This is a genomic window from Variovorax sp. GW821-FHT10D07 (assembly GCF_059415325.1).
This window is the reverse complement of sequence record NZ_JBWKMZ010000011.1, coordinates 266262-283165: the sequence shown is the minus strand read 5'-3', so window position 1 is coordinate 283165 and position 16904 is coordinate 266262. Positions and strand designations below refer to the sequence as shown.

The window sequence follows — 16904 nt, the reverse complement described above, 5'->3', positions numbered from 1 at the left end:
CGGTTGGGGGAGGCGCCGGGCCGGCGGCAGCGGCTAACATGCCCGCCACCTTTGCGCAGCGCCCATGCCCTCCCCGAACCGCCCGGCCTTCCCCTCGGCGACGCAGGCCGTCCTGCTGTACCTCGCCCTGTTCCTCTGCGAGCTGGTCGTGGGCGCCGCGCTGCGCGACGGCAACCGGCTGTTCGGCCTGAGCACCATGCAGATCGGCGTGCTGTCGTCCGTGCTGGGCAACGGGCTGGTGTTCGCGGTCGTGATGCAGCAGCAGAAGCTGGGCTGGCGCGCGCTGTTCCATCCCTCGAATGCCTCGATGCGCGCCACCTTGATGCTGGTGGTGCCGCCCACGCTGCTGCTGGTGCCGGCGCTGATGCTGGCGATCACCTGCGCGATCAACCTGCTGACGCTGGCGCTGCCGCTGTCGGCCTGGGAGGAGGCGATGTTCAGCCGCATGGCCGACGGCAGCGTGGCGGCGGTGCTGGCGGTCTGCGTGATGGCGCCGCTGCTCGAGGAGATGCTGTTCCGCGGCATCGTGCTGCGCGGCTTCCTGCAGCGCTACGGGCGCGGGCAGGCGATCTTCATGTCGGCGCTGCTGTTCGGCGCGGCCCACATGAACATCTACCAGTTCGTGGTCGGCGTGGCGATGGGCGCGGTGCTGGGCTGGCTCTACGAGCGCACGCGCTCGCTGATCCCGTGCATCGCGCTGCACGCGGCCTACAACAGCGCCACGCTGCTGGTGGCCGGCTGGCTTGAGGACGCCTCGCCGGCCGGCGTGCTGAGCTTCGTGCTGCTGGCCGGCGCGGCCGCGCTGTGCGGCGGGGTGGTGCTGCGGCAGCTGCTGGTGGCCTCGGGCCGGACCAGCGACGGCTGATTCAGCGCCCGGCCTGCGCCAGCGGCTTCGCGTCCACCGCCTCGCCGTCGACGATGAAGTGCCCGCCCGCCACGTGGTGCAGCGTGCGCAGGTCGTCGTGGCCCTCGAAGTGCCAGCGGCCGTTCGAGAACACGCGCGCATCGGCCTGGGCCGCGATCACCTCGCCGAGGAACAGGTCGTAGCGCTGCTGGATCGGCGGCTCGGGCAGCAGCCGGCATTCGAGCCAGGCCGCGCAGCCCTCGAGCAGGGGCGCCCCGGTGGCGCTGCCCGCGAAGCTCTGCAGCCCGTAGGCCTCGAACTTGTCGCGGCCGTCGCGTTCGACCATCTCGCGGCCCGAGCTGCTGCCCAGCGCCTCGGTCAGGTCGAGCTGCGCGCGCACCGGCACCTGCAGCGCGAAGCTGCCCGCGCCCTCGAGCAGCACCCGGGTCCAGGTGCTCTTGTCGAGCACCACCGCCACCTTGGGCGGATCGAAGTCCAGCGGCATGGCCCAGGCCGCCGCCATGATGTTGCGCCGGCCCGCGTGGGCCGCGCTCACCAGCACCGTGGGGCCGTGGTTGAGCAGGCGGTAGGCCTTGGCGAGAGGAACGGGCTGGCGGTGAGCGGCGTTGGAGGTCATGCGCGGAGCAGATCGGAGAGCGGAAGGCGCCAGCCTATCAAAGCGGCGCCCCGCGCGCTTCAGGCCTCGGGCAACGCCACGGGCACGCGCCGCACCGCCACCTCGCGGATGCGCTGCGCGTCCACGCCCGTGACGACGAATTCCCAGCCGTCGTGCACCCAGGTGGCCTCGGCCGCGGGCAGGCCGCCGAAGCGGTCGAGCAGCAGCCCCGCCACCGAGGTGTAGCTGTCGTCCTCGCTCGCCAGGCCGTCGGTCTGCAGCGCCTGCTCGAGCAGGTGCGGATCGGCGCTGCCGGCCACGGTCCAGGCCTCGGGGCCGGTCTGCTGGATCTCGAGCGCCTCGTCCTCGTCGGGGAACTCGCCCGCGATCGCCTCCAGCACGTCGATCGGCGTGACCACGCCCGTGAGCGTGCCGTGCTCGTCGGCCACCAGCGCGAGCTGGCCGCGCGCGCCGCGCAGGGTGTCGATCAGGCGGATCACGCGCGTCGACTCGGCCACGTAGATCGGCGCGCGCAGGCCATGGCCCTCGTCGATGCGGCCATGGCGCAGCAGCTGGCCCAGCAGGTCCTTGGCGCGCGCCACGCCCACCACCTGGTCGAGCGAGCCGCGGCACACCGGGAAGATGCCGTGCGGCGTGTCGAGCAGCTGCTCGCGCAGCGCCTCGGGATCGTCGTCGAGGTCGACCCAGGAGACGTCGGCGCGCGGCGTCATCACCGAGCGCACGTTGCGCTCGGCCAGCGAGAGCACGCCGCTGACCATGTTGCGTTCCTCGATGCCGAAGGCGGGTTCGTCCGCGGGCGCATCGGCATCGGCCGCATCGCTGCCCGCGGGCACCGGCTCGCCGCGCGTGCGGCCGCCGAGCAGGCGGATCACCGACTCGGCCGTGCGCTCGCGCAGCGGCCGGCGCGCCTCGTGGCGCAGCGCATTGCGGCGCACCCACTGGTTGAGCGCCTCGATCAGCACCGAGAAGCCGATCGCGCCGTAGAGGTAGCCCTTGGGAATGTGGAAGCCCAGGCCCTCGGCCACCAGGCTCAGGCCGATCATCAGCAGGAAGCTCAGGCACAGCACCACCACCGTGGGATGGGCGTTGACGAAGCGCGTCAGCGGCTTCGAGGCCCACAGCATGATCGCGATCGAGATGATCACCGCGGCCATCATCACCGGCAGGTGGTCGACCATGCCGACGGCCGTGATCACCGCGTCGAGCGAGAACACGGCATCGAGCACCACGATCTGCGCCACCACCACGCCGAAGCTCGCATAGGCCGCGCTGCCGGTCACGGCATGGCTCACGCCCTCGATGCGCTCGTGCAGCTCGGCCGTGGCCTTGAACAGCAGGAACAGGCCGCCGAACAGCAGGATCAGGTCGCGCCCCGAGAAGCCCTGGCCGAACAGGCTGAACAGCGGCGTGGTCAGCGTCACCAGCCACGAGACGATGGACAGCAGCCCCAGGCGCATCAAGAGCGCCAGGCTCAGGCCGATGAGCCGCGCGCGGTCGCGCTGGTGCGGCGGCAGCTTCTCCGCGAGGATCGCGATGAAGATCAGGTTGTCGATGCCCAGCACGATCTCGAGCACGACGAGCGTGAGGAGACCGATCCAGACGGCGGGGTCGGACAGCAGTTCAATCATGGAAGGTGGCGCGCGAGCGCAGGCGGCCCGGCATGGCGCGAACCATGGCGGGCGATGAGGGGGGAATCGGGAGGAGAGAAGCAGCCGTTGGACGCGGCGGAGGCCGTGTCAGGGGCGGGGACAGCACGCGCGGAAAGCGGCGGCGAAGAAGCGGGAGGCTGGCGCAGGCCAGCGACGGACTGGGAGGCTCTGAGGAGGAAGTCACCCGCGCAGTCTATCGAAGCCCGCGCGCGGCCCCACGTTTGCAAGGGCTTTGCCGACGCGGCTCAGCCCTCGAGGAAGTCGGGCTGCCTGAACTTCTTCTCGAGGAACTGGCCGTTGGCCACCAGCGCCGCGGCATCGCTCGCGGCCAGGTTGGCGACCACCTCGCGCAGCTTGGCATCGAGCAGGCCCAGCTGCTCGCCGAGCAGTTGGCGCGCGGTCTTGCCATCCTTCAGCGGCTGCGTGACGCGAAAGGCCGGCGGCAGCGCCACGTAGTTGGCCAGGGTCTCGGGCAGGTAGCGCAGCACGGTCTCGCGCACGGTGAACAGGTCGTCGCCGCCGGTGCCGGCATCCATCAGTTGCGGCAGCACCTCGACCACCAGGCCGCGCACGCTCTCGAGGCTGTGCCGCATGTCCTCGGTGAGGTGCGGCGATGCGCGCGCGACCACCTGCTCGAGCCGCCGCAGCGTCTCCTCCAGGCTCAGGCTGTCCTCGATGCGGCGCTCGAGCTCGGGCGCGCGCCGGCCCAGCAGCCAGCCGCCGACGTAGAGGCCGGCGGTGATGGCGAGCCAGCTGCGGTCGATGACGCCCGCGAACAGCAGCGCCGGACCGGCCAGCGCGAGTGCGCAGCCGAGGATGTTGCCGTTGCCGTAGAGGAACAGCAGCGCGCGCAGCTTCAGCGAATGCCGCGCCACGTCGGACCTTTGCGCGGGCTCACTGATAGCCCCGGATTTCCTTGAACACCTGCGCCAGCACCAGCCGGCGGCCGTCGAACTCGCGCCCGCCCGAGGACTTCGCGAGCTGGTGCATCTCGGCCGCGTTGCCCTCGCCGAACAGGATCGGGAAGATGCGCGCCGGCAGCCCGCTCGCATAGCGCGCCTGGAACTCCTCGGGATTCAGGCCCGCGTTGTTCTGGCCGTCGGTCAGCAGCACGATGCTCACGAAGCGATCGGGATCGCTGCGCTGCTCCTCGCGCGCGAGGTCCTCGGCCACGGCCAGCGCCGAATAGATGGCGGTGCCGCCATCGGCCTTCATCGCGTCGGCCTGGCGGCGCAGCTCCTCGCGCGCGGCGCCGATGCGCTCGGGCTCGAAGCGCACCCACACCGGTTCCGACACGCGCGTGGCGAACGGAATCAGCACCACGCGTTCGCGGCTCTGGAAGGCGCTGTAGCGCACGCTCGCCGCGGCGCCGGCCTCGGCCCCCGACAGCCGCTTGAGCGCCTCGCGCATGGCTTCCAGGCGCTGCCCCTGCATCGAGCCGCTGAGGTCGAGCACGAAGATCGAGGTGGAGGGCTTGCGCCAGCGCGCCTGGTAGGTGCCGAGCACGGCGTCGATCACCTCGAGCCGGTTCGGAAAGGACAGCTCCGACACCGCCGCCGTGGGCAGCGCGCTCGCGGCCTGCACCTCGGGATTGGCCGGGCGCAGGAAGGCGGCCGACAGCGCGTCGCGCTGGAACGCGGCCCCCTTCCAGGCCGCCACCAGCCGGTTGTAGGGCTCGCGCCGGGCCTCGTCGAGCAGCATCAGCGGATAGTCGGCCGAGATCATGCCGTCGCGCGGATAGATCGGCAGCAGCCGGTCGGCCGCGGGCAGCCGCTCGTTGAGGCGCAGGATCACGGCCTCGTAGTTGACCATCGCATCGATCGCCGCGGGATCGGCCAGGTAGGCATCGGCCAGCCAGCCCGAGCTGCCGGCCGTGAGCTTCTGGCCCGAGAGGAAGGCCTTGAGCGTCTTCTCGTCCACGTCCTGCGCCGTCAGATCCTCGGTCTTGCCCGCGAGCGCCGAGGCGACCGCGAACAGCGCGCTCATGCCGGTGTTGGAGCTGGTCGCGTTGGTCATGCCGTAGCGAAGTTGGCCCGTGCTCGCGGCGCGCGCGATGTCGGCCCAGCCGGGTGCGCGCTTGTCCCAGCCGAGCCTCGCGGCCTTGGCGGCCTTCACGCCGAGCGCGATGCGCGAATAGAAGAGCTTCTCGCGCGCCACCGCCGGCTTGGCGAGCGCCAGCGCGGGGTAGGCGCCGTTGGGCGGCAGGATCGCGTCGAAGCGCTCGCCGGCATTCACGCGCTCCACGATGTCGAGCGTGCCCGCGTACGACAGCTGCAGCTCCACCCCGGCGGCGCGCGCGGCCTCGACCAGCGGCGCCTCGAGGTCCTTGAGCTCGGAGCCCGCGAGAACGGTGAAGGCGGCCGATGGCGGGCTGGCCTGCGGCGCGGCGGCGGTGGGCGTGGCAGCCTCCTCGCGGCCGCAGCCGGCCAGCCCGAGGGCCAGCGCCAGCAGCGCGCCGAGCGCGAAGCGCCGCGCCGGCGCCAGGCTCACAGCACGACCCCGCTGCCCGCCGACGGCTCGCGCAGCGCGGCGGCCGAGGTCTCGCGGCGCGCGCGGTCGAGGTAGCCGCGGCTGCGCGCCACCTCGTCGCTCAGCGTGTCGACCGTGGTCTGCATCGAGTCGAGCGCCTTGAGCTTGAAGTCGGCGATCGCGTCCATGGTCTGGTAGATGTTGGCGAAGGCCTGCTGCAGCTTGGCGATCTCGATCGTGCCCGAGGCCGCCTGCTGGTGGATCTGGCCGGTCTGCTCGCGCAGCAGCTCGCTGGTGGTCGCGATCAGGTTGCCGGTGGTGGCATTGAGCGCGCCGATCTGGTCGAGCACCAGCTTCTGGTTGGCCAGCGCCTGCGCCACGATCACCGCGGTGCGCAGCGCCGACACCGTGGTGGTGGTGGCGCGGTCCACGCCCTTGGTCAGCTCGAGGTTGTTCTTGCGGATCATGTCGAGCGCCAGGTAGCCCTGGATGTTGACCGCGAGCTGCGTCAGCAGGTCGGTGACCTTCTGGCGCGCATAGAACAGCATCTCCTCGCGCACCACGCGCGCCTTCTCGGGATCGGTGGCGTCGAACTCGCGCGCCTTGGCATCGAGCCGCGCGTCGAGCGCCTTGCCGATGTGCACGTACTTCTCGAGCCGCTCCATCAGCGTCCAGAGGTTGACCTTCTCCTGCTCGATGGCCGCGTTGTCGCGCAGCAGCTCGTCCTTGCCGCGCTTGAGCGACTCGATGATGGCGTTGAGGTGCGACTGCGAGGACTGGTAGCGCTCGAAGTAGGCGACCAGCTTGTTGCCCAGCGGGATCAGGCCCAGCAGCTTGCGCGCCGAGAACAGGTCGCCCTGCTTCGAGGGATCGAGGTCCTCGACCTGGTGGCGCAGGTCGATCAGCGACTGGCCGATCTGCGAGCCCTGGCCGAACAGGCCGTTGCGCAGCGAGCCCACCGGGCGTTCGAGCATGCGGTTGGAGACCGAGGCCGAGGCCTCGATCTCCTTGCTGCCCATCGAGTGGATGCGCGCCACCGCCTCCTTGAACTGCGGATGCTGGCTGTCGTGCGCCGTGATGTCGTCGATGAAGCGATCGACCTGCGCATCGAGCTCGCCGACCTCCTCGGGCTTGAGCCGCACCCGCCCGCTGGCGGACTCGACCGGCACCGGCGCGACGGGCGCCGGCGGCTCCAGCACGAAGGACTGCGGCGGCTGCAGCACGTCGGGCGCGGCAACGGCGACCGCCGTGGCGGGGGCGGACTCGGGACGGGAAGTGTTCATGGGTTCCTCGGGTTCACTTGAAGCGGCCTTCGATGGCGGTGGTCATGCGTTCGAGCCATTCGAAGCTGGGCGGGTCGATCACGTCGACCAGCACGTCGGGCACCTTGACGCCGCGGCCGGCCCAGTTCTCCGGCCCCTTGGCATCGCCACCGGTGCGAAAGCCGTACTCGTGCGCGAGCTCGCGCAACTTGGGATCGTTCTCCAGCGCCGCGCCCAGGCGCGCGCCGCCCGGCGTGTAGGGCACCAGCACGTGCTTCGAATAGACCGTGGGCCGCGGATAGAGCAGCACCATGTCGCCGCGCAGCCGGTCGGGATGCTTGAGCCAGAACTCCACCAACTGCGATTCGTAGGCCACCAGCAGCGGCGCCTTGCCCATGCCGAGCGCGAGGTAGTCCTCGAACGGCCCGGCCGAGGACTGCTCCTGGAAGCCCTGGCGCAGGAACAGCGGCGCCACCGTCGGCAGCACGCGGTCCACGTCCTGCTGGCTCTGCACGATCTGCTGGCCGTTCGCGAGGTAGCTCGCCAGCGCCAGGTACATCGCCGCCGAATTGGAGGTGCGCACGTCGGTCGAGTTGATCAGCAGCGACTTGCTGGTGGAGAACGCGGCGCTGGCCTTGAGCTCCTTCCAGCGCGTGCCCTTCTCGATCATCGCCATCAGCTTCGGCAGGTCGACCACGTAGTAGAAGTCGCCCTGCTTCTCGGCCACGCCGTTGGCGATCAGGATCTCGGCGATCGGCCGCCAGCTCGCGAGCACGATCGGCGTGTAGAAGGGGTTGTAGACGTTGGGCGCCTTCGCCAGCTCCTTGAGCCGCTGCGCGGCCGGCGCGCCCGAGGGAAAGCCGAAGTCGAACTTGGCGGCGTCGTAGCGCTCGGCGATGGTGCGCGAGCCGGCCTTCTCCACCGTGACCGTGATGCCCTGCGCGGCCAGCGCCTGCTGCACGCGCTCGTCGGCGAAGAACGATTCCTTCTCGGAACCGATCAGCCCGCGCAGCGCCACATGGCGCGCCTGCTCGATCCGCGCGGCGTTGCCGGCCGTGGTGTCGTCGCGCACGCGCTGGTTCGAATACCAGACGCCGCTCGCGACCGCGGCCAGCAGGACCACGGCCAGCGCCGGCGCGATCAGTTTGCGGATTTCCAACGGTGCTGCTCCTCGGCCCCTTCATCGGGGTTCGAAGAACATCCTAGCCACGCAATATGACGGTTCGTGACAGTCCGATGACAGCCGCGGGGCGGCCGCCGCGCTCAGGTGCCGCGCGTCAGCATGCGCCCCGCGCGCGCCAGCACGCGCGCCTCGTCCACCGTCGCGCCGCCGCGATAGGCCAGCACGCCGTTCACGAACACGCGCTCGATGCCCAGGCTCAGGCCCTTGGGCCGGTCGTAGGTGGCGGTGTCGGCGATGGTCTCGGGATCGAACACCACCACGTCGGCCATGTGGCCCGCGCGCAGCAGGCCGCGCTCGGCAATGCGCAGGTTGCGCGCGCTCATGCCGGTCATCTTGTGCACCGCCTGCTCGAGCGTGAACAGCCGGCGCTCGCGCCAGTAGCGCGCGAACACGCGCGGGAACGCGCCCCAGAGCCGCGGATGCGGATGGCGGTCGTGCGGCAGGCCGTCGCTGCCGATCATGGTCAGCGGATGCGCGATCACGCGCTCCACGTCCTCTTCCTGCATCTGGAAGTAGCAGGCGCCGCCGGGCTTCAGCCGCAGGCAGGCCGCCTGCTCGCTCACGCCCCATTCGCGCGCGATGTCCGACACCAGCCGGCCGGTCATCTCGGGATGCGGGTCGGACCAGGTCAGCAGCACGTCGATCACGCCGTCGACCAGGTCCTCGCGCAGCACGGTGGAACCGGCGACGTAGGGGTAGACGTCCATCGCGATCTTCTGGCGCTGCGCGAGCGACTCGATCAGCGGCAGCGTCTCCCTGGTGCGGCCCCAGTTCGCGGGCCCGGCGCACTTGTGGTGCGAGATCACCAGCGGCACGCCGGCGGCAAAGGCCGAGTCGCCGGCCTCGTGCAGCGCCTCGACGATCTGCTGCATCTCGCTGCGCAGGTGGGTGGCGTAGACGCCGCCATGGCGCGCCACCACGCGCGCGAGCGCGGTCACCTCCTCGGCGGGCGCGGCGAAGGCTTCTTCATAGAACAGGCCCGAGGACATGCCGTGCGCGCCCTCTTCCATGCAGGCCTCGAGCAGCGCCGCCATGCGCGCGAGCTCGTCGGCGTTCGCGGGCCGGTCGAGCGCCTCCATGGCCGCGAAGCGCAGGGTGGTGTGGCCCACCAGCGCGGCCACGTTGAGCGCGGGCTGCGTGGCGTCGACCGCGGCGCGGTACTCGACCATGCTCGCATGGCGGAACGAATCGGCGCCCAGCAGCGTGAGCGGCGGCTTCGACTGCGGCGTGCGGTAGGGCGCGAGCGAGATGCCGCAGTTGCCCGTGACCACGGTAGTGATGCCCTGCGACACCTTGGGCAGGCACAGCGGGTCGCGCAGCACGATCGCGTCGTCGTGCGTGTGGGCGTCGATGAAGCCCGGCGCGATCACCTTGGCGCGGCAGTCGACGACCTCGACATCGGCCAGCTCGAGGCCCTCGGGCAGGCGCGCGCGCAGGCCCTCGCCGAGCGCGAGGATGCGGTCGCCGCGCAGCAGCACGTCGCCGGGCCACGAGGGGCCGCCCGAGCCGTCGACCACGAGGCCGGCCTCGAGCAGCACGGCTTGGGGTGTGCTCACGATCGGCGTCCTTTCTCGTTGATGCCGCCGCCGTCCCAGCTCTGCAGCGGGTGCGTGGTGGCGTCGATGCCGTGGCGCTGGAAGGCTTCGCGCGCGCGCTGCAGGCGCTGCACCGCCGGCTCGCCGCGCCGCTGCGCGACCAGCACCGTGAGGATCTCGATCGCCGTGAGGTGCGTCAGGTAGGCATCGATGCCCACGTGCATCACGGCGTCGTCGGGCACCGAGAGCCCGAGCAGGAAATCGGCCTTGGCCGCGAGCGCGGTGCCGGGCCGCGTGAGCGCGACCACCTTGGCGCCCTGGCCGCGCGCGATGTCGACCGCGTCGAGCAGCGAGGGCATGCCGCCCACGTGCGAGATCGCGATCACCACGCCGCCCGGGCGCTGCGCGGCACCGGCCACCTGCTGCAGGTGGTAGTCGGCCCAGGCATTGGCCGACAGGCCGAGCCGGAACAGCCGCGCCTGCAGGTCGTTGGCCATGAACCACGAGGTGGCGCCGGCGCCGTAGAGGTCGACGTGCGGCGCGGCCGCGATGGCCGAGACGGCGCCGTCGAGCACCTGCATGTCGAGCTGGCCGCGCACGCCCGAGACCGAGGCGGCCGCGCTGCGCGCGATCTTCGACACCACCTCGTCGGCGGCGTCCTCGATGTTGACGCGGCGGTGCAGCGGCGAGCCGCCGAGCGCGAGCTCCTGCGCCAGCGCCAGCTTGAACTCGCGCAGGCCCGCGAAGCCGAGGTCGCGGCAGGTGCGCATGATGGTCGGTACCGAGCTGCCGGAGCGCTCGGCCAGCGATTCGAAGCTCTCCTCGAGCACCCGGTCGGGGTCCTCGAGGATCAGGTCGAGGATCGCGCGCCGCGTGGCGGGCGCGCCCTCGCGGGTCTGCGCGATCTTCTGGAGCAGCGAGGGAGTCATCGGCCGCGCGGTCAGAAGTGCATCGCCACCGCGTCGCTCACGCGGTAGTCGTTCTCGACCACGGGCATCCAGTGCCACTTGTCGAAGGTGGTGCAGGGATGCGAGATGCCCAGGCCCACGCGGTCGCCGACGGCCGGCGCACGCGCCTCCTCGTCGGCTTCCCAGCGCAGGTAGGCATGCTGGTCGTTGAGCGCCGTGATCTTCCAGCCCGCGGGCACGGCCTCGGGCGCGAGCGCGCCGCGCGCCGCGCGCGCGATCGGCACCGGCAGCGAGAGGTCGAAGGAGATGTCGCGCTTGCCCACGGCCAGGATCGCGAGGCCGGGCTCGGGCCGCGACTGCACCGTGGCCCAGACCTCCATCGCAGGCACCAGGGTCTCGCCGCAATCGCAACCGAGGCGCTCGTCGACCGCGCTGACCATGCGCTTGTAGAAGCCATGGTCGTGCGTCACGTAGCAGCCCGAGCGCAGCAGGCCGCGCACCGGCGACGCCAGCGCGGGCTTCAGCCGCCCGGCCACGAGGTCGAAGATGGCCGAGCCGCCGGCCGAGACCAGCACCTCGTCGGTCTCGAACAACTGCTGCGTGTCGCAATGGCGCGCCACGGCTTCCACGCGGTCCATCAGGGTCGCGGCATAGGCCGCGTCGGGCTCGCTGGCGCCGGTGGCGCCCTGCCCTTCGTAGGTCTCGATGCCCACCAGCCGCACCGCGTCGCTCGCGCGCAGCCGCGTGGCGAGCGCCACCGCCTCTTCATGCGTACGGCAGCCGGTGCGCGCGCCCTGCACACCGATCTCGAGCATGACCTCGAAGGGCACGCTGTTCGGGTGGCGGCGCGCCCAGTCCTCGATCAGCGCGAGCTGCGCCAGCGAATCGACCAGGAACACGATGCGCAGGCCCGCATGGTCGCGCAGCAGCAGCTGGATGCCGGCCAGGTCCTCGTCGCTCACCACCTGGTTGGCGATCAGGGTGCGGCGCGCGCCGGCGGCCACGCCCACCGCGAGCTGGGTCACGGTGGCGAAGGTCAGGCCCCAGGCGCCGGCGTCGAGCTGGCGCTGGAACAGCTGCGGCGACATGGTGGTCTTGCCGTGCGGCGCGAGGTCGATGCCCCATTCGCGCACGCGCGCCTGCATCCAGGCCAGGTTGTGTTCGAGCGCCTCGCGCTTGAGCACGGCCAGCGGCAGCGGCAGGTCGCCCGCGAGCACGTTCCAGCCCGCGGCGCCGATCTCGCTGCGCCGGCGCGGCGCCTGGGTGCGCGGATAGCCCTTGAAGTTGCTGCCCAGCAGCGGGTCGTCGAAGGAGGGAGCGGCGGTGTCGGTCATGGTCATGCGGCGATGGGGGAAAGCAGGTCCTTGCGGATGCAGGCGCTGTAGTGTCCGCTCGAAACCTGCTCGAGCGGCGGCACGGTCTGCGCGCAGGCCTCGATGGCATGCGGGCAGCGCGTGCGGAACACGCAGCCGGAAGGCGGCGAGATCGGACTGGGGATGTCGCCCTTGAGCGCGATGCGCTCGGTGGCGAGCTCGGGATCGGGCTTCGGGCTCGCGGCCAGCAGCGCCTGGGTGTAGGGGTGCGAGGGCCGCGCGAAGAGCTCGTCGGTCTCGGCCACCTCCATCACCTTGCCCAGGTACAGCACCACCACGCGGTCGCACAGATACTCGACCACGTCGAGGTCGTGCGAGATGAACAGCATGGTCAGGCCCAGGCGCTCGCGCAGGTCGGCCAGCAGGTTGATGACCTGCGACTGGATCGACACGTCGAGCGCCGACAGCGGCTCGTCGGCCACGATGAACTCGGGCTCCACCGCGAGCGCGCGCGCCACGCCGATGCGCTGGCGCTGGCCGCCCGAGAACTCGTGCGGGAAGCGGCTCGCATGCTCGGCGCGCAGGCCGACGGTCTCGAGCAGCTCGGCGATGCGCTTGTCGCGCGCGGCCGCGCCCTTGTGCAGGCCGTGCGTGGCCAGCGCCTCGCCGAGGATCGCGCCGATGCGCATCTTCGGGTTCAGGCTCGCATACGGGTCCTGGAAGATGATCTGCAGCTTGCTGCGCAGCTTGCGCATGCGCTCGCCCGACAGCGCGCCGATGTCGTCGCCGCGGTAGAGCACCTGGCCCTCGGTGCGCTCGAGCAGGCGCAGCACGGTGCGGCCGATGGTGCTCTTGCCCGAGCCCGATTCGCCGACCAGGCCCAGCGTCTCGCCGGGCTGGATCGCGAACGACACGTCGTCGACCGCGCGCACGGGGCGCTCGCCGCTGCCAAAATACTTCTTGAGTCCGCGGACTTCGATGAGAGGGGAAACGACGGCGTTCATGCGAGCCTCGCGAAGTGGGCGTCGGGCTGCACGCGGGTGCAGCGAGCCTGGCGGTCCAGGCGGATGTCGATCAGCGGCGGCATCGCCGTGGCGCAACCGGCCTGCGCATGGTCGCAGCGCGGCTCGAAGGCGCAGCCCGGCGGCGGCGCCAGCGGGCTCGACACCTGGCCGCGGATCGCGAACAGGCGCTTGGGCTTGGGCTGCCCCGGCTGGCGCGCCTTGCCCGGCAGGCAGGCCAGCAGGCCCTGGGTGTAGGGATGCTCGGGCTGCGCGAACAGCGGGCGCACCGGCGCGCTCTCGACCACGCGGCCCGCGTACATCACGACCACGTCGTCGGCATGGTGCGCGACCACGCCGAGGTTGTGCGTGATGAACAGGATGCTCATGCCGGTCTCGGCCTGCAGCCGGCGCATCAGCACCAGGATCTGCGCCTGGATGGTCACGTCGAGCGCGGTGGTGGGCTCGTCGGCGATCAGCAGCGTCGGGTCGCAAGCCATGGCCAGCGCGATCATCACGCGCTGGCGCATGCCGCCCGAGAGCTGGTGCGGGTACTCGTGGAGGCGCTGCGCCGCGGCCGGGATCTCGACCAGGTCGAGCATGCGCTTCGCATGGGCCAGCGCGGCCTGGCGGTCGAGCCCCTTGTGCAGCCGCACGCTCTCGGCGATCTGCTCGCCGATGGTGAACACCGGGTTCAGGCTGGTCATCGGCTCCTGGAAGATCATCGAGAGCTGGTTGCCGCGCAATGCGCGCATCTCGCGCTCGGGCAGGGTCAGCAGGTCGACGGTCCTGCCTTCGCGCGTGACGAAGCGCGCGCCGCCGCTGACCTGGGCGTTGGCGGTCCTGGGCAAGAGGCGCATCAGCGTGAGGCTGGTGACCGACTTGCCCGAGCCCGATTCGCCGACCAGCGCGGTGGTCTTGCCGGGCTGGATCGCGAAGCTCACGTCGGCCACCGAGCGGATCAGGCCATCCTCGGTGGGGAAGCTGGTGCTCAGGCTGTCGACCACGAGGCGCGGGGAGGATGTGGCGGTCGTCATCACGCGGTCTTTTTAAGCTTGGGGTCGAGCAGGTCGCGCACGCCATCGCCGAGCAGCTGCAGCGACAACGCCGTGAAGATGATCGCGAGCCCCGGGAACAGCACCACCCAGAAGGCCTGGTGCGCGTACTGCTGGCTGCCCGCGACCATGGTGCCCCAGGTCGGGATCTCGGGCGGCACGCCGACGCCGAGGAAGGACAGCCCCGCCTCGGCCAGGATCGCGTAGGCGAAGATGAACGAGACCTGCACCAGGATCGGCGACATCAGGTTCGGCAGGATGTGGCGCCACAGGATGCGCGAGGTGCGCACGCCGAGCGCGCGCACGGCCTCGACGAACAGCAGCTCGCGCACCACCAGTGTGGAGGCCCGCACCACGCGCGCCACGCGCGGCGTGTAGACCAGCACCAGCGCCAGCACCGTGTTCATCAGCGAGGGCCCGAGGATCGCCACCAGCGCGATCGCCAGCAGGATGTCGGGGAAGGACATCATCGCGTCGACCACGCGCATCAGCGGCGCGTCGAGCCGGCGGAAGAAGCCGGCCATCAGGCCCAGCACGGTGCCCGCGACGACGGCACCGAGCGCGGTGAGCGCCGCGATCGCCAGCGAGTAGCGCGCGCCGTGCACGATGCGCGAATAGAGGTCGCGGCCCAGCTCGTCGGTGCCCAGCAGGTGCTCGGCGCTCGGCGCCTTCAGGCGTTGCAGCACGGCCGTGTCGTTGGGATCGATGGAGGCGAACAGCGGCGCGCCGATGGCGAGGATGGCGATCGCCAGCAGCACCAGCGCGGACAGCATCACGATGCGGCGGTGCATCAGTTGGCGCAGCATTCTTGGCATCCGCATGGCTCAGACCTTCACGCGCGGATCGACCACCGCATACAGCAGGTCGATAGCGAAATTGATGAGCACGTAGATCGCGGCGATCACCAGCAGCGCGCCCTGGATCACCGGGTAGTCGCGCCGCAGCACCGCGCTGACCACGAGGTTGCCCACGCCCGGCAGGCCGAACACGGTCTCGGTGATGACGGCGCCGCCGATCATCAGCGCCACCGTCAGGCCGATCACCGTGACGATCGGCACCAGCGCGTTGCGCAGCGCATGCTTGAGCACCACCACCGTCTCGCTCAGGCCCTTGGAGCGGGCGGTGCGCACGTAGTCCTCGCCGAGCACGTCGAGCATCGAGGCGCGCGTGAAGCGGATGATGAGCGCGGAGTTCAGGAGGCCCAGCACCGCGGCCGGCAGCACCAGCGCATGCAGCCGCTCGGCCAGCGCCGCGTCGGGCGCGCCGTAGCCCGAGACCGGGAACCAGCCGAACGAGACCGCGAAGATCTGGATCAGCACGATGCCGAGCCAGAAGCTCGGGATGCTCGCGCCCAGCATCGCGATGCCGGTGAACAGCTGGTCGACCGCGCGGCCGCGGAACACGGCCGAGACGATGCCGCAGGGCACGCCGATCAGCGCGGCGATGGCCACCGCCATCAGCGCGAGCAGCGCGGTGGGCTCGGCGCGCTCCCACAGCGCCTGCGTGACCGGGCGCTGCAGGAAGATCGAGGTGCCGAGGTTGCCCTGCAGCACCTCGCGCAGCCAGTAGCCGAACTGCACGGGCAGCGGCTTGTCGAGGCCGTATTCCTTCTGCACGCGCGCGATGTCGGCCGCGGTGGCCTGGTCGCCCAGCAGCACCGAGACCGGGTCGCCCGAGGCGGCGCGCGTGAGCACGAACACCAGCACCGCCACGATGGCGAGCACGATGAGCATGCCGCCCGCGCGCGAGGCGATGTAGCGAAGCGAGGCGTTCTTCTTCATGCCGAGAACTCGATCGCTGCCGCGCTGCCCACCGCCACGTACTGGCCGGTGAACGCGATGTCGCCGTTCTTCACGCGGAAGACCGTGACGTTGTCGCCCTGCTTGTTGTGGCAGACGTAGAGGAAGCGCCCGCTCGGGTCGAGCGTGCAGCTGCGCGGGTAGTTGCCGCGCGTCCATTCTTCGCGTACCAGCGTGGGCGCGCCGGTGCGGGCATCGATCGCGAACAGCGAGATCGAATCGTGCAGCCGGTTGAGCGACACGAAGTGCCGGCCGCCGGGCAGCATGCGGATGCCCGAGGCGTAGCTGGTGCCCTTGAAGCCCTTCGGCAGCGCCGAGGTCTCGCTCACGGGCGCGAGCACGCCGGTGGCGTCGTCGTAGCGCATGAAGGCGATGGTCGAGGCCTCCTCGTTCACGAGGTAGAACCAGCGGCCGTTCGGATGAAAGACGAAGTGACGCGCGCCCGAGCTCTCCGACACGGCCACCGTGCCGGGCTGGCTCAGCACGCCGGTCGCGCGGTCGAAGCGGTAGGAGATGACGCGGTCGAGCCCCAGGTCGGCCACGAGCACGAAGTTGCCTTTGGGATCGGACTGCACCATGTGCGCATGCGGGCCGTCGTGGTCAGAGGTGGCGAAGCCCTCGTGCGAGCGCGCGGCCGCCGGCACCACGTCGGCGCCGGGCTTGCAGGGCGTGGCGCCGCAGGCGGCCGCGTCCGGGTAGACGACGGCGGCACGGTCGGCCTCGAAGCCGCCATCGGCGCGCAGCGCGATCACGCTGACGTCGCCGCTCGCGTAGTTGGCGGTGAACAGGAAGCGGCCTTCGGGATGCACGCTGAGGTGCGCCGGGTCCTTGCCGCCGCAGGGCATCTCGGCCACGAAGGACAGCGCGCCGTTCGCGCCGATGCGGAAGGCCGAGACCGAGCCGGCCTCGAACTCGTTGGCCGCATAGAGCAGCGGCAGGCTCGGATGGCGCGCGAGCGAGGCGGGGTTGCGCAGCTTCGCGCCCTCGCCCTGGCTCGCCACCGCGGGCGGCGCGCCGGGAATGGGCGTGAGCGCGCCGGTCGCGCCGTCGAGCACGAACTGGTGCACGCCCAGGCCGCGCCCGCCGCGCCATGGCTTGCCGCCGTCGCTGTAGGTGCCGACGTAGGCGTACACGGGCCCCGGCGTGGCGGCCTGGACGGTGGAGGCCGTGAGGCCCAGGGCTCCGAGACCGGAGGCCCATGCGGTGGCTTGCAGAAGCTGGCGACGCGATGGCATGGCGGGAGTCCTCG

At 71.2% G+C, this 16904-nt stretch carries 15 protein-coding genes; 1 reads left to right on the top strand and 14 read right to left on the bottom strand.

The window, feature by feature from the left end; all coding sequences use genetic code 11:
* Window positions 1–64: 64 nt before the first annotated feature.
* The gene (locus tag AC07PU_RS28945; protein ID WP_093351788.1) at window positions 65–865 is read left to right on the top strand and encodes a CPBP family intramembrane glutamic endopeptidase; all 801 of its coding nucleotides are present in this window, start codon (window positions 65–67) and stop codon (window positions 863–865) included.
* Between the two features lies 1 nt (window position 866).
* Here the strand turns inward: AC07PU_RS28945 and AC07PU_RS28940 are convergent, their stop codons facing one another.
* From AC07PU_RS28940 to AC07PU_RS28875, 14 genes are all read right to left on the bottom strand, one after another.
* The gene (locus AC07PU_RS28940; protein WP_495321806.1) at window positions 867–1481 is read right to left on the bottom strand and encodes a flavin reductase family protein; all 615 of its coding nucleotides are present in this window, start codon (window positions 1479–1481) and stop codon (window positions 867–869) included.
* A gap of 59 nt (window positions 1482–1540) precedes the next feature.
* On the bottom strand, window positions 1541–3106 hold the full coding sequence (locus AC07PU_RS28935) for a TerC family protein (protein ID WP_296781424.1): 1566 nt from the start codon (window positions 3104–3106) through the stop codon (window positions 1541–1543).
* Between the two features lie 269 nt (window positions 3107–3375).
* Window positions 3376–4005 carry a hypothetical protein gene (locus AC07PU_RS28930; protein ID WP_495321805.1) on the bottom strand — a complete coding sequence of 210 codons (630 nt, stop codon included), beginning with the start codon at window positions 4003–4005 and terminating at the stop codon, window positions 3376–3378.
* A gap of 19 nt (window positions 4006–4024) precedes the next feature.
* A complete protein-coding gene (locus tag AC07PU_RS28925) occupies window positions 4025–5620 on the bottom strand; it encodes a vWA domain-containing protein (protein ID WP_495321804.1) in 1596 nt (531 codons plus the stop codon).
* Window positions 5617–6882 (bottom strand): toxic anion resistance protein, encoded by a 1266-nt coding sequence (locus tag AC07PU_RS28920; RefSeq protein ID WP_495321802.1) that lies wholly within the window; start codon window positions 6880–6882, stop codon window positions 5617–5619. Before AC07PU_RS28920 ends, AC07PU_RS28925 begins: the two co-directional genes overlap by 4 nt.
* A gap of 13 nt (window positions 6883–6895) precedes the next feature.
* Window positions 6896–8020, bottom strand: coding sequence for a hypothetical protein (locus AC07PU_RS28915; RefSeq protein ID WP_495321801.1), 1125 nt, complete (start codon window positions 8018–8020; stop codon window positions 6896–6898).
* Between the two features lie 104 nt (window positions 8021–8124).
* Window positions 8125–9600 (bottom strand): N-acyl-D-amino-acid deacylase family protein, encoded by a 1476-nt coding sequence (locus AC07PU_RS28910; RefSeq protein ID WP_495321800.1) that lies wholly within the window; start codon window positions 9598–9600, stop codon window positions 8125–8127.
* Window positions 9597–10508 (bottom strand): MurR/RpiR family transcriptional regulator, encoded by a 912-nt coding sequence (locus tag AC07PU_RS28905; protein WP_495321799.1) that lies wholly within the window; start codon window positions 10506–10508, stop codon window positions 9597–9599. The genes AC07PU_RS28910 and AC07PU_RS28905 overlap by 4 nt, the downstream gene beginning before the upstream one ends.
* An 11-nt stretch (window positions 10509–10519) precedes the next feature.
* Window positions 10520–11821, bottom strand: coding sequence for an amino acid deaminase (locus AC07PU_RS28900; protein WP_495321833.1), 1302 nt, complete (start codon window positions 11819–11821; stop codon window positions 10520–10522).
* 2 nt (window positions 11822–11823) lie between these two features.
* The gene (locus tag AC07PU_RS28895; protein ID WP_093351806.1) at window positions 11824–12804 is read right to left on the bottom strand and encodes an ABC transporter ATP-binding protein; all 981 of its coding nucleotides are present in this window, start codon (window positions 12802–12804) and stop codon (window positions 11824–11826) included.
* Complete coding sequence (locus AC07PU_RS28890; RefSeq protein ID WP_495321798.1) at window positions 12801–13838, bottom strand: ABC transporter ATP-binding protein; 1038 nt, start codon at window positions 13836–13838, stop codon at window positions 12801–12803. Before AC07PU_RS28890 ends, AC07PU_RS28895 begins: the two co-directional genes overlap by 4 nt.
* Complete coding sequence (locus AC07PU_RS28885) at window positions 13838–14677, bottom strand: ABC transporter permease (protein ID WP_057597745.1); 840 nt, start codon at window positions 14675–14677, stop codon at window positions 13838–13840. The genes AC07PU_RS28890 and AC07PU_RS28885 overlap by 1 nt, the downstream gene beginning before the upstream one ends.
* Before the next feature lie 3 nt (window positions 14678–14680).
* A complete protein-coding gene (locus AC07PU_RS28880; protein ID WP_495321797.1) occupies window positions 14681–15637 on the bottom strand; it encodes an ABC transporter permease in 957 nt (318 codons plus the stop codon).
* Complete coding sequence (locus tag AC07PU_RS28875; RefSeq protein WP_495321796.1) at window positions 15634–16890, bottom strand: lactonase family protein; 1257 nt, start codon at window positions 16888–16890, stop codon at window positions 15634–15636. Before AC07PU_RS28875 ends, AC07PU_RS28880 begins: the two co-directional genes overlap by 4 nt.
* Window positions 16891–16904: the final 14 nt, after the last annotated feature.

Coding starts and splice junctions, on each gene's coding strand:
- AC07PU_RS28880 (WP_495321797.1), bottom strand. CDS start 15,637: ATGAAGAAGAACGCCTCGCTTCGCTACATCGCCTCGCGCGCGGGCGGC.
- AC07PU_RS28895 (WP_093351806.1), bottom strand. CDS start 12,804: ATGAACGCCGTCGTTTCCCCTCTCATCGAAGTCCGCGGACTCAAGAAG.
- AC07PU_RS28900 (WP_495321833.1), bottom strand. CDS start 11,821: ATGACCGACACCGCCGCTCCCTCCTTCGACGACCCGCTGCTGGGCAGC.
- AC07PU_RS28875 (WP_495321796.1), bottom strand. CDS start 16,890: ATGCCATCGCGTCGCCAGCTTCTGCAAGCCACCGCATGGGCCTCCGGT.
- AC07PU_RS28890 (WP_495321798.1), bottom strand. CDS start 13,838: ATGACGACCGCCACATCCTCCCCGCGCCTCGTGGTCGACAGCCTGAGC.
- AC07PU_RS28920 (WP_495321802.1), bottom strand. CDS start 6,882: ATGAACACTTCCCGTCCCGAGTCCGCCCCCGCCACGGCGGTCGCCGTT.
- AC07PU_RS28905 (WP_495321799.1), bottom strand. CDS start 10,508: ATGACTCCCTCGCTGCTCCAGAAGATCGCGCAGACCCGCGAGGGCGCG.
- AC07PU_RS28945 (WP_093351788.1), top strand. CDS start 65: ATGCCCTCCCCGAACCGCCCGGCCTTCCCCTCGGCGACGCAGGCCGTC.
- AC07PU_RS28940 (WP_495321806.1), bottom strand. CDS start 1,481: ATGACCTCCAACGCCGCTCACCGCCAGCCCGTTCCTCTCGCCAAGGCC.
- AC07PU_RS28885 (WP_057597745.1), bottom strand. CDS start 14,677: ATGCGGATGCCAAGAATGCTGCGCCAACTGATGCACCGCCGCATCGTG.